Source organism: Bacillus cereus group sp. BfR-BA-01382 (assembly GCF_022663475.1).
Lineage (GTDB): Bacteria > Bacillota > Bacilli > Bacillales > Bacillaceae_G > Bacillus_A > Bacillus_A thuringiensis_S.
The window spans coordinates 70,808-97,788 of sequence record NZ_JAKUFQ010000010.1; the positions used below are offsets into that span (position 1 = coordinate 70,808).

Genomic DNA, 26,981 nt, shown 5'->3' on the forward strand with positions numbered 1-26,981 from the left:
TAACACCTCCTAGAACATGATTAAGATCTTGACAAATACATAGCCAATAAAACAAACTCCACCTATTCTCATTCCATGATACATTCCATCACTTAAAAGTTTAGCTGCTGCAACGTGATCATTTTTTACAAGATGCTTTTCTAGTAGCACCCCTCCGATTGTCGTTACTCCTAAAACTCCTAAAGAGATAAATGTAGTTAACATATAAACCTCCCCTTTATAAACAGAATTTTGAATGCTGATTATATACAGGTTTATAGACCAAATACCTTTGTAGCATTACTTTGATAGCTAACTTGATAACTACTTTGGTAGCAACCTTGATACATCATATTGCGGATGGCTTGTACACTATTCAAACTTTCGTGAAGTTTAAAAAGTTTAATTTTTGTACATACTTTTTACTAATTAAGAAAGTAAGGGAGTGGAAATGATGTTTGGACTAGGTAAACAACGTTCGCGTTTTGGCAAATTTATTGATAAAAACGGGCTTTCGCAACAAGATATAGTAAAAGAAAGTGGAGTGAACAGAGGGACCATCAGTAGGATATGTCAGGGAGATGCATTCCAACCTTCATTGAAGAATGGGAATAAAATTATAAGAGCGTTAAAAAAATTAACAGGAAAAAATGTTGATTATAATGATTTTTGGATGTAGCTGACTAAACGTGGTCAGCTTTTTATATTGTTGAAACTTTAATAAAATAAAAACTATGTAAGGATAAAAAAGCGTCCAATTAAGGACGATTCTTACTTATCGCTTCACATATACATTGCTTTATGATAGTTTAATAACTTTTGCTCATTGCTATGTACCTGTTTCTGGATAGGTTAAGTTACACAAAATGACCTGTGTGTTACATGAAGCTCGCGATCTCTTTCTCCGTATGAGCCTTTAATTTATTTTTGGTAGTGGAGAATTGTTTTCTTCAATTACATCATTAATAAATTTGTCTAGTACACTTCCTGCTGCTTCTCGCATTTGATTTGGTGTTGAATTACTAAACACCTTTTCTATCTCCCGGAGTAGTTGCCTTAAAGAATGATTGTTCTCGCTATTTTCTAGGAATTCCTCACCCAAACCTTGAACAAATGTGCTAATAACAATTACCTTTTCCAATTTAGTTAGTTCCATCTCTATTCCTCCTAATCAAATCATCATTCTCATCAAGCATGATATTTTCACTATTTAATAAAGAGTTACCAAACGCCTTTGTGTTATAACAATGTAGACTTTCATGAATCAATGTGGTATCTCAGCTGTATATATTCTGTGGTCTACAAGCAATGGTATGTTTTCCATTATTCCCCTTCTGTTCTTTATCATAAATATGTGAGATGTCATTAAGAAAAACTACAGAACCTCATTACAAATTTACTCATAAAAACCGAATTACAATCTTTGATTTATTCCTATTTCATGAAACATTTACTACCTTAATATAGTTTTTAGTCTAGAGCACCCTAACCTTCAATGGTTCTCTTTTAAATTCAAATAACCCCTATCTATTTTGGACAAATTTACCGGCTTAATTAGCAGAAAATTTTTGTTATTATGAACTTGTTGGATATCCCAATACATTCAACAATGCTCAAAATTGCATATTTATTATGCAACCATCCATCCAGATACCTTAGCTAATACTTCTCCCTAATTGTCGTTATTGCTAAGGTATCTTTTTAGATGTCCTGTGTGCAGGGCTTTTTATCTCAGTGATAAAACTATTTTCCCCATCATGTTATCAATATTTTTATTACATTTTCTTAACAAAATTCAATTCCGTATTTTTACTTTATATATTGATTTTAAGTTTTCAAGTTTTGTCCTTACCATTTTGAAATCTTATTCTAAAATCTAAACATATTTTTGCGACCACTAAACTAATATATAAAGTTTAAATAACTAACTTTTATTTCATATAAAATGGTTGCCATAAAGATAAGGCAAATATCCAAGTAGGATCTCCATTTCCTTGATAGCTTTGAACCGCTTCATAAAATTTCCCTTGATATTCTACTTTGTCCCCTTTTGTATATGCCTTTTTCGGATCCCATTTTTCATAAGTTACATTTTGACTCTTTGTTGTTACTGTAAGGATATTGCTTTGAGCCGAGATATTTCCAGCCGCATCTACAGCCTTTACAGTATATTTATATTCTTTATTAGCTGTAAGATTTTGATCAGTAAACATTGTCCCTTGTACAGTTTGAATCAATTGTCCATTGCGTAACACCTGATATCCCTTTACACCCACATTGTCTGTAGAAGGATTCCATTTTAGCTCTACACCGTCTGATGCAACATTGCTTGCATATAATCCTTGTGGCTGTGTTGGAGATTCTGTGTCCGGTTTCGGATTAACAATTTGATTTATTTTCTTCAGGCCATCCTTTGTAACTTCATATATTACTTTTTTATCAAAGCTTTCGCGTTTATTATTATCCAGATTTGTTAATGTTGCTCTCTCTCCACCTTCTAGGTGTGTAAGTTCAATAAAATTGCCCACTTTTACTGGGACTGTTTTTGTTTCAGCATTTTGTCGGTTATTCCCATAAATCTCTTTGTTATATACCACTTTACCTGATGTATCCTGTACTTTAATACTTGCATACGTACTATCAAAATAATTGTGTGGTGTCCCTGCTATTAAACTAACTTGCAATTCTTCTGTTGATTTATTTAAATCAAGTTTTGCAAATTCAAAATCTCCTATACCCTTCATCGACCATGCAAACCAATCCCCTTCTAAAATGTTTGGAGATTCATTTTTGATTTTCACCTTTTTTTCCACAGTTTGATCAAATATATCTGTTAATACAATTTTTGCATAAGTATTTGTTGGTAATGATATAGATTGACTGATTCCATTTTGGTAAGATTTAATATCATTAATTACGTTAATCGGTTGGCCCGTCATATTTTCATTATTATAAATTTCAATTTCCCCCTTAAATTGAGGTGTACTACTATCTTTTAATTGCCAAGTTATATTTAATTTTTCATTTTCATAATACGTAGACTTTACATCATAATCTAGTTTTCCTATTTCAGGTTGGCTAGGTTGATTTAACGTAAATGTTTTTCCTGTTCCAATAGTTGATCGAGAGTCTCCCCCAGCCTTAAACCAAAGATATTCTGAAGTAGCTCCCCCATCCCAATTATTATTCAATGGCTCTTGCCCCTCTATTGATTGAGTATTCCAAGATGTCCATTTTTTATCTGAGATATTTCTTCCATATCCATTTTTTACACGTGCCTCTCTTACATCTTGTCCATTACCAAGCCAGTCTTCTTGAAACAGCGTTTGTCCATAGTTAAATGTAACGTTAGGAACTGGAAAGTCCATAATCCCAATAAGCTTCCATTGGTTTTTTGAAACATCTTTTAACCACTGTCCAAATTTTGTGTGTCCATTCTCTTGCCAAGAACGCATTGTCATGCGATACCAATTATAATTCTTCCAATCATATGTCGTCTGAATTTTAAGACCTGTTCCTTCTCCACCAAAATTACTTGCAACTGATGTAGGGGATACATATTCTGCTTTTATTGCTTCCTTAGAAGAAATAGGATCCCAAACTGCAAAGTGCAAAGTACGCTTTCCATTTTCATCAAAACCGCTTTGTTGTTGGAATCCAGCATACCCACCAGCTTCTCCCCCCTGGTTCCAGTTATGTACAGCCCAATATGTATAAGGTGCTGTTTGAACAGGAGACCAATCTATACTAATAATATCTGAAGAAACACTATTTTTAGGTGTAACATAAACTCCTGGAGCAGACGCCGCCTCTATGATAGAAATTGATAATCCAAACATCGAAAACACCGTACTAGCTGCTGTAATTGCTAGGATTTTTTTGACGCCATTTCTTGTTCTTTGATTGAACATAATTTTCCCTCTCCTCTTTCGTTATTAATAACTATTTAAAATAATATCTCTCTATATACAATTGAACAAATTCCCCATGAATGTAGTACTATTTTAATAAAATGGATATATTTGATGTTATTTTCACTGTTATTCAATAAGCATTTATAGTATTTCGTTATAAATTTAAGTTATATATCGCTGAATTTATCCTATTAACAATAGAAAAATTCATAAAAATAAAAATATTTTAGAACTTTTTAAGCACTTATTAATTAAAAACCCCCATTTTTCTACAAATGAGGGCGTAATGCGTTGAAAATCTTATAGTTTACTTTCTACATCTTACTTGTCTAAAAAATATTGAATTCATTTTTAAGTATTTGATGATATTGTTTCTCTGTTATTTCTTTTTTAATTTTCTTTCCATGCCGGGTTTCTGTAAAACTTTGCTTAGTAAGTGCAATATGCCCGTGTTCAATTAATTTACAAATAATATTCGCCTTATTTACTGGTGATTCTGGATGCTCTATAACCATGTTTTGTATAGCATTCACTTTCTTTTCATTAATTGCATTTAAATAAAAAGCATAACCGATAGACCAGGTATCACTAAGATCCGAATCAAAAAAATGTGAAGTTTCTCCATTTTTTCCTTTTTTCATTTCTAATACATGGGTTCCTTTCTCCGTATTTTGTTTACGAACACGATATTCACCCGTTACAGAAGTCACGCTGTCACCGTGAAAAGGAACAGGATGTAAAGGGAGATAGGATGCAAAACCGGCGTCTATAATATAGTTTTCATATTTGTGTTGTAAAACGATAAGTGCATGGCCATCATCAGGGTTCCACTTTCTTGTTTTTGGATCATATAGAGTTCCAGCTATTCGATACACATTAAATCCACAATCACACAAAAAATAATATAATAAAGAATTAATTTCATAGCATAATCCGCCACGATTCTTTAAAAGCAGCTTTTCTTCAATATTTTCTCTAGAAAATTCTTTCGTATTTCCTTCCATGATGTCTAAGTTTTCATAAGGTAATAAGTGCCCCATCTGCAAAAGAATTCTATGTAAATCTTCAAATTTCACATTTTCTCTTGGGGGAATTTTTAATTTTAAGAAAAACTTTTTTTGTAATTCAGTTAACATTATATATCTCCTCCATTTGCAGAAATCATATATACTTACCTATATATTAAGACTATTAATTATATATGGTGTACAGCTTGATTAATACATTTCATAAGAGTGTGTAGCACTAACCATATTAGCGACAATTAAGGAGCAAGTGCTCAAAAATTCCTTAATATTTATTCAAATGTATGTTTTTGATATTTTGATATCTTTGCTAATTCCCCAAAACTGAGTTGATAAGAATTTTAAATGTAACGTCTAAAAGTGTACTTTATGAAAAAACAAAAATCGAGAATCTAAGATGCAGTTATTATTTAAATAAATAACTATATAACCTTTAATCCTTCTACTTATACATATAATACTCTTTATATCGTTCAAACTTAGATTTTTTTGTTTTTGCTGGTATTATGGGTGACCTTAATGTTTTAGAGGGTGCCGCTTGCTTTGGCATTTCTAATACTCCACGTTTCTTGAGCTCTCTATACAAACTACTCACTTTGCACCCTACTATTTTCGCAATGTCTGGATATTCGGTCCCTTGATTAAATAATTGAACTGCTTGTTTGCATCTTTCATCCCATTTTTCTTCTGTCGTTCGATTTTTAACTGATTTTTTTTCTAGCTTGAAATACTCTCTTTCTATATTACACTTCTCCGCATTATACTGTTCTGCGTCCGCTTGAAGATTACAAAACTCCTCCCCCTCTAAGGGTATCATTTGTGCTTTTTTCGTAATTACTTTCATGTTTCATTCACCTCATTTTATTTGATAAATTCTTGCATCCTACTACGTTATCTACAATTCTTGCTAGTTTCTCAGATAATACTTATAATAAGGCCATTAATACTTCTATCCTTATCACTTCTATTACAACTTTTAATTAATTATTTACAAGCCACATTGATTTTGCTGTTTACGTAAACTACTTATTTGACATTCAAATTGATGTACATTTCTTATACATATCCATTCCTTCTTAACACCAGCGCCTGCTAGCAAATGTAATCCCACTTCAGTTTTATTTTTCTTTTAGCAGCCTTTTCATCAAAAATCAATTCCGTTCCTATTTGACATACTGCTTTTCCAATTTTTTAATCATCAATAAAATATTTATGTACACTACTAGTATGATGATCTTGCAAATCTAAAATACAAATTCTCATTTCTCTATTATTCATAATTCCAATCTCTGCGGTATAATAGTTGCCAATATTACACCACTAATGACAGCACTTTCTAATTCTAATAGATTTGATTTATCCCATTTGAACAAGTCTATCCATTTTTGAATCCAACTCCAAACAAGCCTACAATTCCATTCAAAACAACGGGTATTTTAGTCTGAATTTTAAAATTATTTTTCTGTACAAATGTTGCCGATGTGGTAAAATTATAAATGAAAAAGAGTATGGATTTAAAAGAAGTCAATGAATATAAAAATTGGCTTTTTTCTTGATGGAAAATGAAACAAAAACTTCTTTAAATCTTTATTAGTGATAAGTTTTAAAGAAAATCCATCCTGGTTATAGTTTTACATAATTGTAAACTATAGTAAATTGATATTATTAATATTGAATATTCTTAACATTAATCCCACCTATACACATCAACAAACAAAACATTACTATTAATTTCTACTAATTTTTTGTAAACATACTAAATTATCACCTCTTAATGTATTTATCATTAAATTTATATATTCTCTTTTATAATTTAAATACCTCTTTGTATTTAATATTTCTTTTACAAATACAGGTAATCTATCAAATATAGTGAATATGAATTAGGGATATGAAGTCTATACATCTTCTTTAATTTCTAAAATTACTGATTCAGAAAATTTATAAGTAACCTACTATTTATCAATGTGTAGCATAACAATTGCCCTCGAATCTTCAAGTAACCCACCAAAATTAATTTGTCTTTCAATAATTCCCTTTAGGTGTCCACCTACTTTTTCAAAAAGCTTCTTTATCTTGAATAGATCCTTTTTACGTTCAAATAAATATTTTGTTCAAACTTGTGCTTGCCCTAAAAAAATACAAGTGATTTTATTCTAGTCACCTTGAATTTCTTGCACACCTAGTGAAAAGAATCCGTTTTTTACTAACGGGTTCTTTTCTTTATTCGTCATACTATAACTAGATTGTTACATTTTTTCACAGCTCACCTTTACTTGCATAAATATTCCGTTCTTATAAATCCTTAAATCCTCTTTCCTTTAATGCTTTTATGTTATTTGAGTCTATTCATGTAAATTCATTATTTCTCCCTTATTCAATAGCCTCTGAACCTGTGGGTATAAGGTTTATCTAGAAATATAGTCTAGGACACATAGGATTTTTGTGTACGAAAGAAAAAATCGTAATTGCAAACAAAAACCATTTATTTACCTATTTTAAGTTTCTAAATTTGTATTGATAATTCTTGGCTTTAGAAGTATCCTATACATATTCAAACATTTGAAGATGTATAGGATACTTCTGAAATGTTAAATGTAAATAAATACTAGAGGTGTTTTAATGGGGACCGAAATGCAACAATTTAAAGCAGATTTCTTTAAAGCTTTATCGCATCCTTTACGAATAGGTATTTTGGAACTTCTATCAGAAGGTGAAAAAAGTGTAAATGAAATTCAAAGCATTCTTAAAAAAGAAGGTTCTGCAGTTTCTCAACAATTAAGTGTATTACGCGCGAAAAATATTGTTGTTGGCACTAAAGATGGAAAACGAGTATTATACTCCCTTCGAGATCCTATGATTATGAATTTATTAGTGGTTGCGCGGAAAATTTTTAACAATCATTTAATTGATACAATTTCTATGTTAGAAGAGCTAGATGAAGCAGAAAACGAAATGGTAAAGGAGGAATAAATTGAGCAATGAGGCTAAAAGAGAAGATATCATCCAACATGGAATTGAGATATTTCACTCTATAGGAGCTCATCACGTTTGTAATGTTTGCATTAAAAGTGGGTATTCTTGTTGCGTTTCATGTCAACATTTACAAGATGGTATTGGATGTCAAAAAAGGAACACAGCTTGTACAGCATGGTTATGCGGCATTCAGAACTTTTTGTTTGATCAAATAGGATTATTAGAAGAATGGAATCGTTTTTGGACTGAAATTCCAGGACAGATGTTTCGTAGAGATATTACTCCAGATAAAGTAAAAGTCACTACGTTTATTGATACGAAGAAGCTAGATAGTCGAGCTGGAGAACTTCTAGCGGAAAGATTACAATTCCATGTACAACAAGGTGGAGATATAGGAAAATTAGAACGTCATTTAAGCAAAACTTATAGTAAGTATTAGGATGTCGTTTTCTTTGATAAAAATTAAATCCTCCTGTATAAAACGAATGAGACACATAGTTGTAATCCGGGTTTATTAAAAAGAGAAAAGAAGGGTTTGTAATGAGAGGTTTATTTACGGGAAGGTTTGAAGGATATTCATTAGGGCATTTTCAAAAAGATCTTCTTTCAGGACTGATTGTTGGAGTTGTTGCGATTCCTCTTGCTATGTCTTTTGCCATAGCTTCTGGTGTAAAACCAGAGTATGGAATTTATACAACGTGTATTGCCGGGATACTTATTTCTCTATTTGGTGGTTCAAGGTATCAAATTGGAGGGCCTACAGGGGCTTTTGTTCCCATTCTTTTAGGGATTGTCATTACTTATGGGTATGAAAATTTACTACTCGCTGGTTTGATGGCTGGAATTATCTTATGCCTTATGGGAATTTTTAAATTAGGTTCGTTAATTAAGTTCATACCACGTCCTGTAACAATTGGTTTTACTTCAGGTATTGCTGTTATTATATTCACTGGACAAATTGCTAGTTTTTTAGGTTTAACAGGCATAGAAAAACATGAGGACTTTATAGCAAACTTGAAAGAAATATTTACTCATATCGGTACCACTAATTTTTATAATGTAGTAACTGCTTTGATTTGCTTTTTCGTTATACTCGTAACACCAAAAATTTTGCCAAAAGTACCGGGTTCATTAGTAGGTGTTTTGATTTCAACTATAATTGCAACTATATTTTTCTCAGGTCATGTACCTACTATTGGTACAGCATATGGTACGATTCCAAATACACTGCCTCAGTTTGATATACCAGAGATCACAATAGAGCGTATCCAACATTTAATTGGCCCTGCGTTTGTTATTGCTATGTTGGGCGGTATTGAGTCCCTTTTATCTGCTGTCGTTGCAGATGGGATGACAAATAGTAAACATAACAGTAATAAAGAACTTATTGGTCAAGGAATTGCTAATATTGTTACCCCATTATTTGGAGGAATTCCGGCGACTGGAGCAATTGCTCGAACAGCAACGAATATTAAAAGTGGCGCTGTTTCACCCATGTCCGGTGTGATTCACGGAGTATTTGTGTTATTTACGCTTCTACTGCTAGCTCCATACGCCTCGCACATCCCACTTGCTAGTATGGCTCCTATTTTAATGGTTGTAGCGTGGAATATGAGTGAGCAACAGCATTTTGTTCATATACTTAAAATGAATACCGGAGATTCTCTTGTATTACTAGTAACATTTTCCCTTACTGTATTTACAAGTTTGACAACGGCTGTGGAAATCGGTCTTATTTTAGCTATTATTTTGTTTACAAAACGTATGAGTAATATGCTTGTGATGTCAAAAGTGCTTCCTGATCATACAACAAAGAATGAAAAATTATTACCGCATGTGGTAAATAATGCTCATGATTGCCCTCAAATTAGTATTTACACAATAGAAGGTCCATTATTTTTTGGAGCTGCGCAAACATTCGAACAAAACATTTTAGCGACAATTCATTATAGACCCAAAATTCTAATCTTACGTATGGGCAAGGTTCCTTTTATTGACACAACAGGCGAAGCCTACTTTAGGAATATTGTCCAACATTTTAAAAACCAAGGTGGCGTACTTCTCATTTCAGGGGCTCAATCAGAGTTGAAAACAACTCTAATTAAAAATGGATTATATGCTGAGATTGGAAAAGAGAACTTTTTTGATCATACAGGAGAAGCAATTAACTGTGCTTTAAGACATTTGAATAAAGCGAAATGTGTAGGATGTAAACATTTTGCTTTTCATGAATGTGCCCAGCTCTCCCAACAATGCCAGGATATTAATACAATAAAAAATAAATCAAAAGCATTAGAATTTTAAAAAATATATTTCCTATACAAAGTTTACTTGTTTTGATTTACTCTTTTAAATATTTTGCTAAAAAGCAGAAAAGGAGAATGTTTAATTTGGCGAATGCGAAGAAGACTTTTATAAAGTTTCAACAAGAAGGATTTTCATACATTCAAAAAATAATCATTACACAGCAAGAAGAGAATATATTCCTTACATTTCAATGCAAAAAAAATTGTACAACTAGTACCCTTTCAATAGATGATAAAAAGAATTACGAAAAAGCTATATCGTTTTTTTCTCATGCTTCTGGTGGTGTAATTATATGGGGAATAGATTCAAATAAAAATAATAATGGTGTTCACATAGCTAAAAAAATTCACCCTATCTCTAATGGAAAAGAATTTTTTAGTAATCTAAATGATTTATTATTTAAAAATCCCAACAATACAAACCAGGATGTTAAAAATATATATATTCCTTTGCCTAAAGAAGTAAACCGTGGATTTGTAATCACCTATGTCCCCAGGAAAGACTATCTATTAAAACTTAATGACTACTATACAAAAACCAGGGATAACTTTGCAATGATGATGGGACAGATTCTATTAAATGATATGTTAGAAAATAGAAAATTATTAAGGGAATCACTATAAATCATTCATATAAAGGGCCCCTCTTGCTTTTACAAGAGGGGCTCACTTTACATTATTTTATTTCGGTATAAAGATAAATAAAAAACTGTCATTTGAATAAAGAAAACACTAAATACAATGTATAAGGGATATCCTGGAATATATATATTAAAAATAGGAGAAAGCATTAAAAATCCAATTGCGATGATTAACACATACCACAGTGAAACAAATGCTGTACGACAAGCTCTTTCAGTAATTAACTTTTCACGTTCGTCTTCTAGGGGAAACAATAGTGGATACATCAGATATGAAAGGGCGTTATATTTCTTCCTCTGTATTTTATAAGAAATTGTTATTACAATACCTATAACTAATAAGAATAAGACTGGTGTAATATTTAATGATACTTCAAAGGCCACTTTCTTAGCTTCAATAATATTGGCAAGTTCTATAATGCCGTAATAAAGTTCAATGAATACCCAACATGCTAATGCCATAATAAGTACATTAATTACATAAGAAATCATCAATCTATTCATCCTCTTCTTCCTCCTTATTTAATACAAACACTTCTTCCATCTTCAAATCAAACACATTACAAATTGACAATGCTAGTAATAATGAAGGGACGTAATCCCCTTTTTCAATTGCTGCGATCGTTTGCCTCGTCACTCCAACTTTTTCAGCTAATACACTTTGTGTGAAATTAAAACGAGCTCTAATTTCCTTTACTTTGTTAAAAATAGTCAAGTTCGCCACCTCTTACCTTCAATATATACCAGACTTAACAAAATGTAAAACCAACTTAACATTCATTCCACTAAAAATTCAACTTTATAATAAGCTGTACCACCACACATTCATCAATTTAAAAATTTTATAGTGCTCCTAAAACAAAACGCAGATTCCGTGCTCTAAGGCTGAATTATTTGATATAGCAGTAAACTTCAAATACTCCCCACCTTCCAATAGAATCAATTAATAACTTGGAAAAATCAAGTGAACTCTTACTGTTCAAGACCTTTAGACACACAAAGCTCATAAGAAAAAGAAAGATGTATATTTAAGTCTTAGGAAAGAGATAAACATTAGAAAAACTGTCAATAAAAATTCAAGTACACTCTCTAAAAAAGTTTTACAATCAAAGCAGTGAGACTTTGAAACAGGAGGCACCAACCTATGAATCAAATTGAACGTGAAGAGAAAACAATTAGCATAATGATTGATATGTATTGTAAAAACGAACATAAAAAAGATAAAATATGTGAAAAATGTAAAAAATTAAAAGATTATGCTTATTTCCGTCTATCAAAATGTCCATTTCAAGAAAAGAAACCAGCATGTCAAAATTGCAAAATTCATTGTTATAAACCAGAAATGAAAGGTTTAGTTAAGGAAGTTATGAAAAAGAGCGGACCAAAAATGATTTTAAAACATCCATATTTCACGCTCATGCATGCTTTTGACACAATGAAGAAGTTTCCTGACTTACCAAAAAGAAAAAAGTGTAAAAAGAAAAAGTGGTTTGTCTAATAAACTAGTTTTTTTATTCCTTTTCGACTAAAGAATTATATGTGAGTTTTAAATCCTAATCGCTTAACAATATTTTCAGCTGTGCATTGCTTCTGAGTCATTTTTAAAATAAAATTATTTCGAAAAGTTATGCAGAAATCCCTTTCCTCAAATTTGTCTGCTTTATCTCCAAACTAATCATTTTTTTGAATAGAGATTTCCGTTTGAAATCTTGATACATCTTCATCATAACTCCAAAGATAGGTTTCGAACCTAAAGTGGCAAAAAACAAAGAGTGCACTATCGCTGTGATATCTTGGGTCACTAGTTCAGGAATAGATAATATATAGTTCTAAAAATGCAAATGTTTCATTCGTAAAGCAACAAGCTCATTTAGAGATAATCCGTAGTCTATATGATAGATGTTTTTTAGGAGGGTTATCCTATAGTAGTAGATTAGCTTTTATTTGCTACTTTCCCCTCGACAACTTTATCGATAAGATCATCAATAACTTCCGTGCATCTTATAATAAAATCAGCATCCTCACGAGTAGTATCACTATTGCTAATACGTTCAATCACTTCTGTTCCATATTCCCTGTCTTCATCTGTTTTTGTTAAATATCTATTGTAAGCCCTTACAACTAGTATTGCTTCTTTTTGACCCATATCAATTTGGCGTAGCTCATCATCAAAGTCTTCCAATGAAATCCCTCCTGTTTATAAATAACGAATTCTATTTAATTATATTACAATATAGAAATTTATTGTTTTATTATTTTTGTAAACTTGTGTGAAAGTGTAAATGTCCACGTTTACACTTTTACACATTAAGAACGAAATTACATGGAAAAGTATGAAGTTGGATATGAAAAGCGATATTCATTTGACTCTAGTGATGAATGATTTATAAAAGGTGAATATAACAGAGGCTTTTAGATTAAACAATATTTATTATATATCGAGTCGATACTATAACTCGATGTTGCTGAAAACGGGATATAGTATTTAAATCAAAGGAGTGGGGAAATGAGTACACAATATAAATAAGGGAACTAAAATATCTAATGGATCTCACAAATAGTATAGGTAATGTATATAAAAAGATCACTTGTCTTGGAAACAAGTGATCTTTTTATTAGATAAATTGCTACTTGCCAACAGCAGGTAGTTGTTATCCTATTCATATGTTCAATAGATATTATATCACATTTTTTAGTTATATAGCCGGAATTGTTTCTAATGAAATGAAACCAATAATATTTCAAAAGGTACCATTAATTATTTAGCACTTTAAAAATACAATTTTAAACCTTTCGAAGTACTAAATTAGCTAGATTTTTATAAACTTCAAAAATTTTACCTTCTGAAGTGTATTTATAATCCTAAATAAATGAATAACTCTTATCATAAAGGGCAGTTAATCTTAATTTATTTTTGCAAAAGTTTTGATAACGTATTTAAGCGCTATATAACAAGAAAATTATGAATTCTAATTTTCTATTTATGGTACGTTTAATTTATAAAAATAAATAATAACATAATTTTCTCAATAAGTAATATTCTTATTTCAATACAAAATTCTTACAATTGATGTTATACCTGTATTAAGGGGAGCGTTTTAGTTAATTAGGGAGAAAAATTGTAAAAATGATATGGGAGGAACAAAAAATGTCATTGAAAAAGAAATTAGGTGTTGGAGTGGTTTCAGCCGCTCTTGGTTTATCTTTAATTGGTGGGGGAACATATGCATATTTTAGCGATCAAGTTGTAACAAATAATACATTTGCTGCAGGTACATTGGATTTAGCTATGCAACCAACTACTTCACTTAACTTAGAAAATTTAAAACCTGGGGACAAAATATTAAAGAAATTCAATTTAAAAAATAGTGGTACATTAGATATTAAAGATTTAATGATGAAAATAGACTATACTGTAAACGACTTAAAACAAAATAATACTACAGAAGATTTCGGTAAACACATTAAAGTACAATTTCTTTGGGATTGGGATCCTGCAAAAAGCCCTGCATACGAGACAACCCTTGCAGAACTAAAATCACAAAGTTCAGAGATTGTCTCCAAAAAAGTATTTCATTCTAAATGGACTGAAACAGGGGGATTAAAACCTGGGAAAATGGATTGGTTTTGGATAAAGTTTATATTTGAGGAAAACGGAACAGATCAAAACGTGTTCCAAGGGGATAGTATTGCGCTAAAAATGGAGTTCCAAGCCAATCAAACAGAGGGAAAAGAAAGATAATATTACAAAAATATTGTTGTGAAAATGTAAAAATGAGCTTGTAATTTTTTATAATTTGTAAAATTGACCATCAAATATCCATATAAAAAACCAGTGATATCAGTACATTTGTATAATATCGCTGGTTTTTTTGAGTTTAACATTTTGTATGTTTAGTAAAACTATTTTTCTTTCGGAAGTACTATTCTTTTATACAATTGAACTGTAATCAAGTAGTAAATTAAGTAAATCACTACGAAAATGACAAGTGGCAACCAAATTCGGAAATACGGATCAATCAAAAGTGGACCGAACATGTTCATACCAACTAATATATGAGCAATACCCACAATTGCGGGTACTAAGAATATGAAGAATAGCTCTTTATAAATCGATTGTGTTAATAACCTCCGGCGGACACCAATTTTACGAAGCATTTGATAACGTGTGCTGTCTTTCGATGCCCCAGATAGAATTTTAAACATTAGGCAACTTGCCATCATGGCTAAGAACGCAATTCCAACGAAGAAGCCCATGAACATGAATCCACTGGCCATACCATGATTCAGATTATACATCTGATACGTACTACCTAATTCTTCCGCTTTCACATTTTTATATTTCGCTACCTGTAATTCATCAAGTTTTTTCCATTCTTTTAAATGTGCTCCAAAACTATCTGTTTTTCCAATAAACACAGTATTTTCTTTATCCTTCATACTATCGTATATGTTTTGGTCTATAATTTTTATTTCATGATCAGGATACATATAAGTTGGCTGGATTGTGAAGAAAGCTTCTTTCCATTGTTTTATTTTCGTATCATCGTTATACAGTTTATACAGTTGTTTTGGCAAAGTAAATGCATCCTTAGGAAATTCCTCTGAAACTTTCATCATCTTCCCATTTTCACTATCTTGTGCTAAAGGACGATTTTTCTCTACATCTTCTTTTTTATAATACACATACTGATCATCTACTTTGTAGCGATATTCAAACTTCTCTTGAAATAAGATGTCACTCAAAATTTTCTTTTCTTCCGCTGTTGGATTATGAACGACTGAATCGTAAACTTTTTCTTTATCAGTCGTCTTTAGAACGTTATTTTTAAATGCCATACCACACGCAATTCCACCAGCACCTAGAGCCACTAGGATTGCTACCGTTGCAAGCACCCGTGTTAGGCTATTAATTCGAAAATTCAATTGTGCAAAAGTAAAAGCATTCAGCCCTTTTTCACGACGTTTTTTATTACTCTTTATCTTGTTAAGCATAACTGGGAGAAGTGATCCAAATAACATGTAAGTACCGACTGTTGCTGTGATTAATCCAATACCCATGAATTTAGGTACGGTTACTAGCTCTTCTCCCTGTAAATGTGCTATATGGATCAGTGATGCATACCCAATACCTAGCAAAATCAGACCAAGGAATGCAACTACACCTGTCATTTTTCCTTTTACAGCGATACGCTCTGTTTTTGCATCTGCATGTACAAGTTGTAATACAGAAATACGAGATAATTTCATACTATTCATGATTGCTGATACTATAAATAGTGCAAAGAAAAAGAGGCAAGTAACAGTCATAGATGGAATATAAAATGCTTTATAATCTTCACCAGAGAATTCCAACTGCTTCATTAATAACTGACCAATACCTTCTGCAAGCCCTACACCAACTGCGATTCCGATTGCAAGAGATGCGGCACCTATTACGATTGTTTCAATAAACATAAGTAAGGTAACTTTATGCTTTTTTGCCCCTAACATCATGTACATACCAAATTCTTTTTGGCGAAGAGATAATAAGAAAGAATTTGCATATAAAATATAGAAAAACGTTACAATCGCTAATAAAAAGGAACCGATTTGGAATGCAATTGCAACCGTTTTAGCATGTGGATTGGATTCAAGGAACGCCTTATTGAGTGCTAATGTTTGAAACATATAAAAAGTTGAAATAGAGACAATCAGACCAACAAGTAAGACAATGTAATCTTGCAACTTACTTTTTAGGCCTGACATGGAAAGCTTAAATAACATGATTGAACTTCCTTCCTTATGCTTTTTGTGTGCCTAAGTTTGCAAGCACGTCTAAAATTTCTTTATAGAACTCTTCACGTGTACCACCGCGATAAATTTCTTTATATAGCTCACCATCTTGAATGAATAAAATACGCTGACAGTAACTTGCACTATATGGATCATGCGTAACCATCATAATAGATACACCTTGTTCTTCATTTAAGTTTGTCATCGCATCCAGTAAACTTGTTGCATTTTTAGAATCAAGAGCTCCTGTTGGCTCGTCCCCTAAAATAATTGCTGGTTCATGAACTAACGCGCGCGCTGCTGCTGAACGTTGCTTCTGTCCACCAGATACTTCAGATGGATACTTTTGAAGTATTGCTGAGATGCCTAACATTTCAGCTACTTTTTCTACTTTTGGTCCAATATTTCGTGATGAAACACCTTGAAGGGAAAGTGGAAGAGCGATGTTTTCGTAAATAGATAAGTTCTCCAATAAGTTAAAGTCTTGAAAAATGAATCCTAACTTTTGTGAACGGAAATCAGAAAGCTCACCTTGTTTCATTTTCGTAATATCTGTTCCTACAATTTCAACAACGCCGCCCGTTGCTTTATCTAACGTTGAAATTACATTTAATAAGGTCGTTTTACCAGAACCAGATGGTCCCATAATTCCGACAAACTCACCCTCTTGAATTGAGAATGAAACACCTTTTAACGCGTGTGATTGGTTCTCACCTTTTTTACCGTACACTTTTTGGACGTTTTTCACGTCTACAACTAGTTTCGTCATATATATCCTCCTACGTTTGTTTCTTCATTTCTTTAAAATAAGTTGCTATTCTTATTTACTACTAACAAAATAGTGATGTTACATCTACTTTTTTCATGAGGTTGTCACGATGTATCTACTTGAAAGCTGTAAAGAAAATTTTCTCTTTAATTTCTCCTCTCTCCTCATCGCTTTGAATACATACATGATAAACTATGAAAATTAGGAAACACCCTGTAAAACCCTTAAGAATTCTTAAGTTTTATAAAAAAAAGCTTATGGAACCTGTAATTCCATAAGCCAATCTATTTGATTGGATGTTCAACAATAAAAGACATCCAACCGTCTTTATATTTTGCATGTATATTACCATTATGAAGTTCAACAATTCTTTTTGAGATAGCGAGTCCCAGTCCATTTCCCTGGTCATCTTTTCTTGCCTTATCACCCCTGAAAAATCTTTCAAACAATTTATTAGGGTCGCTAACAGGCGGCTTCTCGACTTTATTTGATACTCTCAAAATTACTTTGTTACCTATTAGTTCAAGACATACGGATAATTCGGATGGTTTCATGCTGTACTTTATCACATTCATAAACAAATTTTCATATACACGTACCATTTTTTCTACATCTATGAAGATAGGTATTGTTTCTTGTGTAATAGATTTTTGAACAATTAAACTTTCCTTTTCAAATATAGGAATGTATTCTCCAACTATTTGCTCCAACAAACCTGATAAATCAACTTCATTAAGGTTTAACTTAGCATCTATGCCCGATAAACGAGTATATTCAAACAGCTCATCAATTAAATATTTCAGTCTCTGTGACTTTGAATACGTGGTTTCAAGGTATTCCTGTAATTGTGCGTTACTGTTGTATTGCCCTCTTTTTAATAAATCTATATAGCCAATAATAGATGTTAACGGGGTGCGTAAGTCATGAGATACATTGGTGATAAGTTCATTCTTTGTACGTTCCAATAGCCTTTCCTGTTCAAATGTATGCTCCAATTCCTTAGACATATAATTTATATTTTGAGCAAGTTGGGTCAGTTCGTCCTTCCCCTTAATCCCAATTGTCAAACCCAGTTTTCCATTGGCAATATCATTCACATTGTCCGAAATAAGCTTCAAATATACTATTTTCTTTCGAACCAATATCAAAAAAAATATTATAAAGTTACAGATTGCGAACGCAAATGAGAACCACAATGCCAAATGGGCTTCAAACACACCAAAATCTTCGTGTTCTTTAAATAATGGATCTACGATGTGTTGCAAAACAAGGATTGTTAAACCAAACGAAACAAAAAAACTAACTGCAACAGCACCAAGAAGTTTTATAATTATTTTATTTCTAAAGCTAACATTCTTCATATTTTATACCCAATTCCCCAAACAGTTTTAATATAAATGGGATGTTTAGAATCCTCTTCAATTTTGTCTCTTATTTTTGTAATATGCACCATGACGGTATTATCTGATTTATAAAAAACCTCTTTCCAAACTTCTTCATATATTTTTGCTACACTCAGGACAGTCCCTTTGTTGCGGGCAAGTAGTTCGAGAATAGCGAACTCTTTTGGAGTTAACCTTGTTTCTTTTCCCCTTACCCATACTTGATAAGTATCTGTATTCACGGTTAAGTCACCAATTTCTAGAATGCTTCTATTATGTTCTATGGACGTATTGTATTTTTTAAACCTTCTTAATTGGGATTTTACCCTAGCGATTAATTCTAGTGGATTAAACGGTTTTGATAAATAATCGTCTGCACCAGAGGCCAGACCTTGAATTTTGTCTATATCCTCAGATTTTGCAGATAACATGATGATAGGTATATTGCGGTCTTCCCTAATCTTTATACACGCTTCAATACCATCCATATTTGGCATCATAATATCTAAAATAATCAAATCAAACTCCTTTTCTTCTAACAGTTGTAAAGCTTCTATAGCATCTTCAGCTTTTTGAGTTTTCAGACCTTCATTTTCCAGATATACAGAAATAAGATTTCTAATCTCTTTATCATCATCAACAATAAGAATTTTTGACTCCATATGATTCCTCCATATTTTTTCTCATATAAAACAGCTAAAAGCATAAGCAGGTGAGACATTTGTATCTTCTTTTTTCTTAAGCTTGCAAACAGAAGACAAGAAATAACATAATGTATATACGTAATATCGTTCTCCCTAATATGCTGTTCAATATTTACTACTAATCCATATACAATTAATAAGTTCCCTTCTTCTTTAAATTTTGCTTTTAGTAAAAAAATAAAATTCCTTATTATTTTTCATTAATAAAATAATTGTGTTGAGATTTCTTCTTTTAATTAATTTTTCTGCGAATACACCTGTACTCAGTCCATATTTGAGAATGTAATTTACTTTCTTCAAATCAATTCCTTCAATTATTTTGTCTCCAAGCAACCTTGAACTTGGAATGGCTGCACCAATTGATTTTTAGTGCATTATATATAGAAATGAGAAAGCGAATTGTTTTCATACCTAACCATCCCATAGGTTTGAACTCATAATTATACTCTAGAATCCAAACCTTAAGAAAAAGGGGTAAAAGTTCTTAAGAATTCTTAAGCTTTCTACAGCATTTTGTCAAAAGAATATATGACGATCTTTGAAATGTTAGCGGTATCCTCAATAACACTTACTATTCGTCAATCCGAAGTACAAAAAGAACTTGTAGGGGGCACCATATCAGAAAAAAATTGTACGTTTGGCACAAACTATCCGATTCCTTGTACGATAAGGGATCGGATAGTTATTTTACTGTTTTATATAGTGTACAATTTCTTGCTTACGAGGTCTGTGTAGCAATCGAATCAAATCTTACGTTAAGTATTAGTGGCCATCAAAAATAGTGATGACTACTTCAGATTAACATCCATCCGATATACAATTAAATATACCAATATGTTAAGACAAACGGTATGAAGAGAATTTCTACTCTTTTCATACCGTTTTGCATTTGTTTATAAGTTTCATATGAAATTCGTAGGAAGACGCAGCATCTATTTTATAAATAAGGTTCAAAAGTTACCATACCTGACAACGGAAATATTAATGTAACCCTAGTTCCCTTATTAACTTCAGAATCAATGGTAATTTTCATACCTAATTTTGAGCACAGTTTTTCGCATAGATACAAGCCCATTCCTGTACTTTTGCTAAATCTTCTTCCATTCTCTCCAGTAAATCCTTTCTCAAAAACTCTATTTATATCTTTAGTTACTATCCCTACGCCATTATCCTCTATAATTAGTATTACTGAGTTAGTTTTCTTAATTGAGCATATACGTATCATTTGTTCTTTGTTATTTGAGTACTTTATAGAATTTCCTATTATTTGATTAATAATAAATTCAACCCATTTTCCATCACTATATACAATCTCATCAATATCCTGTATATCTAATTTTATTCTCTTATGAATAAAATCCCTATAGTTTCTTTTAATTACATTCCTTACTACATTATCAAGATTGATTGGCTTTATCATATAGTCTTTATTCACGTTAGAGCTTCGAGAATAATACAGAACCTGTTCTACAAACCCCTCAATCCGATCCATCTGAGAGTCAATTTTATTCGTTACTTCATTTTGATTATTTTCAATTATAAGCTTTGTAGAAGCTATTGGTGTCTTAATTTCATGCACCCATGTCTCTATATATTCTCTGTAATCCAATTGCATATCTCTATAATACTTTACATTTTCATGCATATCTCTACTTACTTCTTTCAGTATAGCGTTAAGCTTTTCCCCATGTATAAAGTTCGCTTCCTTTACTACCTCTGGAAGTAAGTATTTTTTCTCCAAGTTTTCTAATATGTCATTAATCTCATTATAATAATTTTTACATCTTATAAATTCTATAGCCATATATGAAATCAATGGAAAAAACCAAATACAAAAGAAAAAGAATATGATAATGAACGGAACATGCGCAGTCAGCAATATACCTGCTAGTATGATATATACCAGTACATTAGATAGTATTACTACTATTTTATCTTTAATAAATTCACCTAAATTCATGGCATTATATACCCTAAGCTTCTTCTTGTTGCAATTGGATTTTCTATACCTATCTCTTCAAGCTTTTTTCTTAATCTATTTATATTAACAGTTAAGGTGCTATCATCCACAAAATAATCAGATTTCCATAAAGTTTCTATGAGTGAATCTCTTTTTACAATATTCCCACGATTATTTATTAAGCATGAGAGTATTTTAACTTCATTTTTAGTTAATTCTACAGATTTGTCTTGATAAGTAACTGTTGCATTTGAAAGATTTAAAGTAAAATCCCTATACATTAAGATATGATTCATCTTGAAATCTCCAGATGTTCTTCTTAAAATGTTTGTTACTCTTGCCAGTAGTATTTCTGTATTATAAGGCTTTGTTATAAAATCATCTGCTCCTAAATTCATACTTATGAGTTCATCTACATCACTATCTCTGCTTGTAACCATGATGATTGGAACATTTGAAGTTTTACGTATTTCTCTACATATATAATAGCCATCGAACACAGGAAGATTTATGTCTAGTAATATAAGGGCTGCATTCTCACTTTCTATATATTCGATAATATGATTAAAATCTGTGGGAGCCTTTACTTCATATCCATACTTTATAAAAAAATGTTGTAATTCTTCTCTGATGATTTCGTCATCTTCAATCAGAATGATTTTTTTCATGACTTTTCCCTCCCTATACAGAATATAAGGCTATTACATCTTGAAAAACAAGGTGTAATAGCCCTAATGAGCATTATAAAATCAAGTATTACTTTTTACAATATTTTTATACCCGACATATGTCGTGTAGAAGTATCCTACATAAACTACAAGAAATACTAAGCCAGTCATCAATGCGGGTAAAGTAATGTCTGTTGGTTGAATTGCGTTAATAAAATTATTGATTACATAAATTCCAACTATAGAATGAATTAGGGCAAGAGTAACTGGTAGACTAAAGTATACGAAAGTTTGAATAAAAATCGTTTTGTCAATCATGGTTCCGTTTGAACCAATTCTCTTCAAAGATTTATATCGATTTATACTATCACTAGCTTCTGATAATTGTTGAAGAGCTAATACAGCCATACTCGTTATTAAAAATACAATACCTATATATATCCCAATAAACAGTATGATGGTTTTCAATCCCTTACTATCTGCACGAACTTCATCCTTTGATTTGCCTGATATATATCCAATATTTAATTTCGGGCCATTTTCATCATAAAAGCCCCTTGCAACGTTATCATATTTTTTATTATATTCTTCTCTGTTTTCATCTAAATAATTTACATTAAGTACGGATGTACCAATTTTGTAGCCTGATAAAAACTCATCATTTATAACGATTGCGAAGAAATTAAGTGGCGCATCAGAAGTGTAAAGATTCTCTTGTATAACTTTAGCGTGTTTTACCAGATATTCTTTTTCTTTAATATTCACCTTATTGCTATTTTTTAATCTTTCATTTATCCAATTAACCCACCGGTTATCATTTGATAAAAGTACAACTTCATTGTTATTTAAAGTAATTTTCTTTTCACCTTTGAGATTTAAAATTTTATTATAATCAGATACTTTAATGAAATCCACAACGATATTCTTAGCATTTTTAGTTACTTCTGGTACAACGTCACCCACTTCCATCTTTGCTGAATATACATTATAAGATACATATTTTTCGTTATTACTTAGTTTAAAATTTGATTTATTTAATACGTCTTCTATCGTGTAACTTTCATCCCTATTCACCAACACAATACTGGCATCAAATGGTGTTGTTTCTTTTATGGTTGCGTCCATCATTCTGTTAAAGCTGATTCCTGTAGATAAAGTCACCATTGTAAGGAATAACATTAAACAGATTACAGACATGGATATAAAATTTGTATTAACCTTACTATTTATTTGTTTGATGATAAATATATTTAAACCCTTAAAATAGACTTTTTTATTCTTCTTTACAACATATAATATAAATCCAGATAAACTAAAGAAAAACAGAAATGTACCTAATATGCCAAGAAGGATTGATACCACAAGCATAGGATTTTGATAATCCAATCCAATTTTTAGTACAGTCACATATGCATATCCAAGTGATGCTACACACATTATAAATGTGATTACATAGATAAGAGGATTTCTAAATTTTACATCTTCACTTTTTCTACCTGCTGTTAACAAATCAATTATTTTGTATTTAGAAACAACATATACATTAAATAACATAACAAGAAAAAACATGATCCCAAAGTATAATACGCTTTTACCTATAGCACTTGTTGAAATTATAAATTTATATTTGTTGATGGGTAATTCAAATAACTTTAATGCAAACGTCGATAATCCCTGCGATACTCCAATACCTATTATAAGTCCACTCACTAAAGAGATAACACCAACTAGGAACGTCTCTGTTACTAATATTCTGGATATGTTTCTTCTTCCCATACCTAAAGTCATGTATATTCCTAATTCTTTTTTACGTTTTTTAATTAAGAAATTATTTGCATACAATATTAAACTACCTAATATTACGGATACAAATACTGACACATTTGAGATAGCGTTCATTACTGTAGGCACATACTTTTTATCTGAAGCGCTAATTTCCATAAGTGCCTTTTGTGATTCTATGGAGTTAAAGCTATAAAATATACAAACAGCCAGTGTTAGTGTTAAGAAATATATTGCATAATCTTTAAGACTTTTCTTTACATTCCCAATAGCAAGCTTAGAGTACATTATTATCGTCACCTCCAAGAAGGGTTATAACTTCGATAATTTTGGTAAAGAACTCTTTTCTGGAATCATTTCCTCTTACCAACTCGATAAATATTTTGCCATCATTAATAAAAAGAATTCTATGAGCATAGCTTGCTGTAAATGCATCATGAGTAACCATAAGTATTGTAGCTTTTAAATCCTTATTTAGACTTTCAAATCTTTCAAGTAATAATCTAGCTGATTTAGAATCTAACGATCCTGTTGGTTCATCTGCAAGTACTAAAGATGGATCTGTTACGATAGCTCTTGCCGAACCAACCCTTTGTTTTTGTCCGCCTGACATTTGATAAGGGTATTTGCTTAATACTTGTTCAATGTCTAAATATTTTGCCACTGCTTGTATTTTCCCATCAATTTCTGAACTTTCCTCACCTTTTATAGTTAACGCTAGGGCAATATTTTCATAAGCGGTAAGAGTATCTAATAAATTAAAGTCCTGAAATATAAACCCTAATTCATTTTGTCTAAACTTATCTAGTGATTTTGATTTTAACCGCGTAATGTCACTATTATTTATCATTATTTTTCCCGTCGTAACATGATCAATCGTTGATATACAGTTAAGTAATGTAGTTTTGCCACTTCCTGAAGGCCCCATTATCCCAACAAATTCTCCCTCATCTACCTTAAAACTAATATTATCTATAGCCTTTGTTACGTTATCTTTATTACCATAATATTTTTCAATTTTTTCTACACTTAATATATTTCGCATTAATACTTCTCCTTTTTCATTATAAAAATTCTTTAACTCCCCTTCATTTTATATAATTTCATTACTAGTATCGGTGGAATTACATTTCATTAACATTACATTTTTGTTATATTGAGTGATATCTCTACATGTAAGTTATCAGAAATCGCGATAGTATAAGTAAGGACTATTCGATGCCTTACCAAAGAGGCATGTAAATGTAGGATTATCTGTTCTAGTGTAAAAAATGAAATGACTTATGTAATTAGTGGAAATACACAAACTGGTTACGGCGTAACAACAGCTCTATTTAAAAGGCATGGATTCATAGTCATTTCAGAAAAGGATTTGACCGTTAAGGCCAAGCCCATTTTATTTTTATTATTTCACAGCTAGTTTTTCTTTCACTTTCACAGGAATCTCGTCCTGCTTCACTTCTTCCCAACCTAATACATCTTCTTCAACTTTTTTATCAGAGTAGTAGACGCGTAGAAATGCTTCTTTACGAAGATTTTTTTGAGTATTAAATTTTAATTCTTTTTTCTTTACCCTCTCTATCAAATTCAGTTAAATTATAATTAAAACGTTTTGATGTTTCTCCGGTACCAATTAAAATACGTACAGATTTTAAATTCGGATGGTTTGCTAGAGTTTCGTTAAAGTGTTAGTGGTACGCTTTATAGGAAAAGTCCTAATGTACTTCTTCATATCCCTTCAAAATTTTATAAAAGGTATTTTTCTTTAGTTCTAACATTTCCATAAATATAACTGCAGTTATTTCACCACTCTCCCACTTTGAATAAGTTTCTTCAATTAAAGATCAATTCTAGGTTATTTAAAATGAAAAACAAAAATAACTTGTAGGGATTCCTACAAGTTATTTTTCAGATAATGTATAAAAGGTAAATTAAACTATCTCATTACTCGTAACGAGGAAACCATCTTACATATGGCTTGATTTCATTATATAACAAATCATACGATACGGACTTTTGATATTTGAAAATTATGTTAATTCAGAAAAAAAAGGGGGATAAACAAATATTTCAAAGTCCTAAAAATACCAATTTAACACTTTGTAAAATGTATTTTAAATCAATATCTATATCATAATAAATTATTAAAAATTTATACATAGTTAAATAAAGAAGAATACATTCTTACCGAAAAACTTATATATATAAATATCGCTTTTTATTCATATACTTTTCAATCCCTCTATTTACAATGATTTGAATGTATATATAGTAAATTCAATGTTTAAGGGGAAATGAAAGTAAACTAATGAATAATAATTTACATTAGATATCTTTAAAAATTGTTAAAAAAACGACCTTTAATCAATCCTTTTTTCTAAAACCACAGAAAAGATAAGTACTATAGTTAACACCATAATAAACCTTACTTCACTTCCATCACTTACAAAAAATGAATACAAATTATAAATTAATATTAATATTCCATAAATAATTTTGTACAATGAACTCCCCCCTTTTTTTCGTAAATTTTTTAATATAAAAATTAAATTCAAGTCCTATATCAAAATAAAAAGCACCTGTGATATACACAAAGTGCTTTTCTCTTGTCAATTTATCTATTTTCTTTTTATAACTCAAATTTCTTCGAATCGTACTTTTCTAGAATTTGCTGCAATTCATTTTGTTTATATGGAATATGCTTATCTGTCTGTACATCTTCAGCATTTTCTCCACCTGTTAATAATCTCCTGTACTTAAAAGAGTGCCCTGTTAATACTGTTTTAATCATTTTGTATTGCCCTTCCTTTTGTTTGATTACTTGTATCATAAAACAAGTATCTGAAGTTGATATGTAGTCTATCTAGAGCCTATGTAAATTTAAAAAATCTCTAACAAAATGTTTGTATTGTAACGTTACCACCAAAACTATTGCTCTAAACACCATAATTTGAAGAAACAGTACCCTATGTTCTAATCCTCAATTCCTCCTACAGCTCTATGTTTTGTAAAACTAGTTGATCCCTATAATATAAAAAGAGCACCCCTTTTTGGATGCTCTTCGTTATAACTATATATTATTTAATTTTCTTCATTTGTT

At 31.1% G+C, this 26,981-nt stretch carries 24 protein-coding genes and 1 pseudogene; 7 read left to right on the top strand and 18 right to left on the bottom strand.

Features of this window, described 5'->3' with window-relative positions:
* Window positions 1-9: 9 nt before the first annotated feature.
* A complete protein-coding gene (locus tag MR160_RS07025) occupies window positions 10-204 on the bottom strand; it encodes a hypothetical protein (protein WP_000958235.1) in 195 nt (64 codons plus the stop codon).
* A 229-nt stretch (window positions 205-433) separates the two neighbouring features.
* Here MR160_RS07025 and MR160_RS07030 point away from each other — a divergent pair, with 229 nt between their 5' ends.
* Entirely contained in the window at window positions 434-658 is a 225-nt protein-coding gene (locus MR160_RS07030; RefSeq protein WP_000467347.1) for a helix-turn-helix transcriptional regulator, read from the top strand.
* A 237-nt stretch (window positions 659-895) separates the two neighbouring features.
* Here MR160_RS07030 and MR160_RS07035 read toward each other — a convergent pair whose 3' ends face one another.
* The 4 genes from MR160_RS07035 to MR160_RS07050 form a co-directional block, all read right to left on the bottom strand.
* Window positions 896-1,135 (bottom strand): hypothetical protein, encoded by a 240-nt coding sequence (locus tag MR160_RS07035; protein ID WP_000424046.1) that lies wholly within the window; start codon window positions 1,133-1,135, stop codon window positions 896-898.
* Between the two features lie 775 nt (window positions 1,136-1,910).
* Window positions 1,911-3,890: a DUF3472 domain-containing protein gene (locus tag MR160_RS07040; protein ID WP_242297163.1), complete on the bottom strand. Its 1,980-nt coding sequence runs from the start codon at window positions 3,888-3,890 to the stop codon at window positions 1,911-1,913.
* A gap of 332 nt (window positions 3,891-4,222) precedes the next feature.
* Entirely contained in the window at window positions 4,223-5,029 is an 807-nt protein-coding gene (locus tag MR160_RS07045; RefSeq protein ID WP_097982017.1) for an arylamine N-acetyltransferase family protein, read from the bottom strand.
* Window positions 5,030-5,360: 331 nt separating this feature from the next.
* Window positions 5,361-5,762: a hypothetical protein gene (locus tag MR160_RS07050; RefSeq protein ID WP_000864835.1), complete on the bottom strand. Its 402-nt coding sequence runs from the start codon at window positions 5,760-5,762 to the stop codon at window positions 5,361-5,363.
* Between the two features lie 1,778 nt (window positions 5,763-7,540).
* Here MR160_RS07050 and MR160_RS07055 point away from each other — a divergent pair.
* From MR160_RS07055 to MR160_RS07070, 4 genes are all read left to right on the top strand, one after another.
* Complete coding sequence (locus MR160_RS07055) at window positions 7,541-7,891, top strand: ArsR/SmtB family transcription factor (protein ID WP_000536397.1); 351 nt, start codon at window positions 7,541-7,543, stop codon at window positions 7,889-7,891.
* A 1-nt stretch (window position 7,892) separates the two neighbouring features.
* The gene (locus MR160_RS07060) at window positions 7,893-8,333 is read left to right on the top strand and encodes a DNA mismatch repair protein (protein WP_081143351.1); all 441 of its coding nucleotides are present in this window, start codon (window positions 7,893-7,895) and stop codon (window positions 8,331-8,333) included.
* A 101-nt stretch (window positions 8,334-8,434) separates the two neighbouring features.
* Window positions 8,435-10,198, top strand: a complete 1,764-nt coding sequence (locus MR160_RS07065; protein WP_242297164.1) for a SulP family inorganic anion transporter — start codon at window positions 8,435-8,437, stop codon at window positions 10,196-10,198.
* 86 nt (window positions 10,199-10,284) lie between these two features.
* Window positions 10,285-10,824, top strand: coding sequence for a hypothetical protein (locus MR160_RS07070; protein WP_242297165.1), 540 nt, complete (start codon window positions 10,285-10,287; stop codon window positions 10,822-10,824).
* A gap of 47 nt (window positions 10,825-10,871) precedes the next feature.
* Here the strand turns inward: MR160_RS07070 and MR160_RS07075 are convergent, their stop codons facing one another.
* Both MR160_RS07075 and MR160_RS07080 read right to left on the bottom strand, forming a co-directional pair.
* Window positions 10,872-11,345 (bottom strand): DUF2178 domain-containing protein, encoded by a 474-nt coding sequence (locus tag MR160_RS07075; RefSeq protein ID WP_242297166.1) that lies wholly within the window; start codon window positions 11,343-11,345, stop codon window positions 10,872-10,874.
* Window positions 11,338-11,556, bottom strand: a complete 219-nt coding sequence (locus MR160_RS07080; protein ID WP_142322202.1) for a helix-turn-helix transcriptional regulator — start codon at window positions 11,554-11,556, stop codon at window positions 11,338-11,340. The genes MR160_RS07075 and MR160_RS07080 overlap by 8 nt, the downstream gene beginning before the upstream one ends.
* A gap of 429 nt (window positions 11,557-11,985) precedes the next feature.
* Here MR160_RS07080 and MR160_RS07085 point away from each other — a divergent pair, with 429 nt between their 5' ends.
* A complete protein-coding gene (locus MR160_RS07085) occupies window positions 11,986-12,339 on the top strand; it encodes a nitrous oxide-stimulated promoter family protein (protein WP_242297167.1) in 354 nt (117 codons plus the stop codon).
* 435 nt (window positions 12,340-12,774) lie between these two features.
* Here the strand turns inward: MR160_RS07085 and MR160_RS07095 are convergent, their stop codons facing one another.
* Entirely contained in the window at window positions 12,775-13,023 is a 249-nt protein-coding gene (locus MR160_RS07095; RefSeq protein WP_242297168.1) for a hypothetical protein, read from the bottom strand.
* 966 nt (window positions 13,024-13,989) lie between these two features.
* On the opposite strand from MR160_RS07095, the gene MR160_RS07100 reads away from it, so the two are divergent.
* Window positions 13,990-14,583 (top strand): TasA family protein, encoded by a 594-nt coding sequence (locus tag MR160_RS07100; RefSeq protein ID WP_000053758.1) that lies wholly within the window; start codon window positions 13,990-13,992, stop codon window positions 14,581-14,583.
* Window positions 14,584-14,744: 161 nt separating this feature from the next.
* On the opposite strand, the gene MR160_RS07105 is transcribed toward MR160_RS07100, so the two are convergent.
* From MR160_RS07105 to MR160_RS07150, 10 genes and pseudogenes are all read right to left on the bottom strand, one after another.
* Window positions 14,745-16,607: an FtsX-like permease family protein gene (locus MR160_RS07105; RefSeq protein ID WP_242297169.1), complete on the bottom strand. Its 1,863-nt coding sequence runs from the start codon at window positions 16,605-16,607 to the stop codon at window positions 14,745-14,747.
* Between the two features lie 16 nt (window positions 16,608-16,623).
* The gene (locus MR160_RS07110) at window positions 16,624-17,385 is read right to left on the bottom strand and encodes an ABC transporter ATP-binding protein (protein ID WP_242297170.1); all 762 of its coding nucleotides are present in this window, start codon (window positions 17,383-17,385) and stop codon (window positions 16,624-16,626) included.
* Between the two features lie 284 nt (window positions 17,386-17,669).
* Window positions 17,670-18,746 (bottom strand): HAMP domain-containing sensor histidine kinase, encoded by a 1,077-nt coding sequence (locus MR160_RS07115; RefSeq protein ID WP_242297171.1) that lies wholly within the window; start codon window positions 18,744-18,746, stop codon window positions 17,670-17,672.
* Window positions 18,743-19,429 (bottom strand): response regulator transcription factor, encoded by a 687-nt coding sequence (locus MR160_RS07120; RefSeq protein WP_149287815.1) that lies wholly within the window; start codon window positions 19,427-19,429, stop codon window positions 18,743-18,745. The genes MR160_RS07115 and MR160_RS07120 overlap by 4 nt, the downstream gene beginning before the upstream one ends.
* Window positions 19,430-20,408: 979 nt before the next feature.
* The gene (locus MR160_RS07125) at window positions 20,409-21,431 is read right to left on the bottom strand and encodes a sensor histidine kinase (RefSeq protein WP_242297172.1); all 1,023 of its coding nucleotides are present in this window, start codon (window positions 21,429-21,431) and stop codon (window positions 20,409-20,411) included.
* Window positions 21,428-22,099, bottom strand: a complete 672-nt coding sequence (locus MR160_RS07130; RefSeq protein ID WP_149287818.1) for a response regulator transcription factor — start codon at window positions 22,097-22,099, stop codon at window positions 21,428-21,430. The genes MR160_RS07125 and MR160_RS07130 overlap by 4 nt, the downstream gene beginning before the upstream one ends.
* A gap of 81 nt (window positions 22,100-22,180) precedes the next feature.
* Window positions 22,181-24,169, bottom strand: coding sequence for an FtsX-like permease family protein (locus MR160_RS07135; protein WP_242297173.1), 1,989 nt, complete (start codon window positions 24,167-24,169; stop codon window positions 22,181-22,183).
* A complete protein-coding gene (locus MR160_RS07140) occupies window positions 24,159-24,926 on the bottom strand; it encodes an ABC transporter ATP-binding protein (RefSeq protein WP_048564021.1) in 768 nt (255 codons plus the stop codon). Before MR160_RS07140 ends, MR160_RS07135 begins: the two co-directional genes overlap by 11 nt.
* Window positions 24,927-25,286: 360 nt before the next feature.
* Window positions 25,287-25,506: pseudogene (locus MR160_RS07145) on the bottom strand (YxeA family protein); the annotation flags it as partial.
* Between the two features lie 1,004 nt (window positions 25,507-26,510).
* Window positions 26,511-26,672 carry a hypothetical protein gene (locus MR160_RS07150; protein WP_176281443.1) on the bottom strand — a complete coding sequence of 54 codons (162 nt, stop codon included), beginning with the start codon at window positions 26,670-26,672 and terminating at the stop codon, window positions 26,511-26,513.
* Window positions 26,673-26,981: the final 309 nt, after the last annotated feature.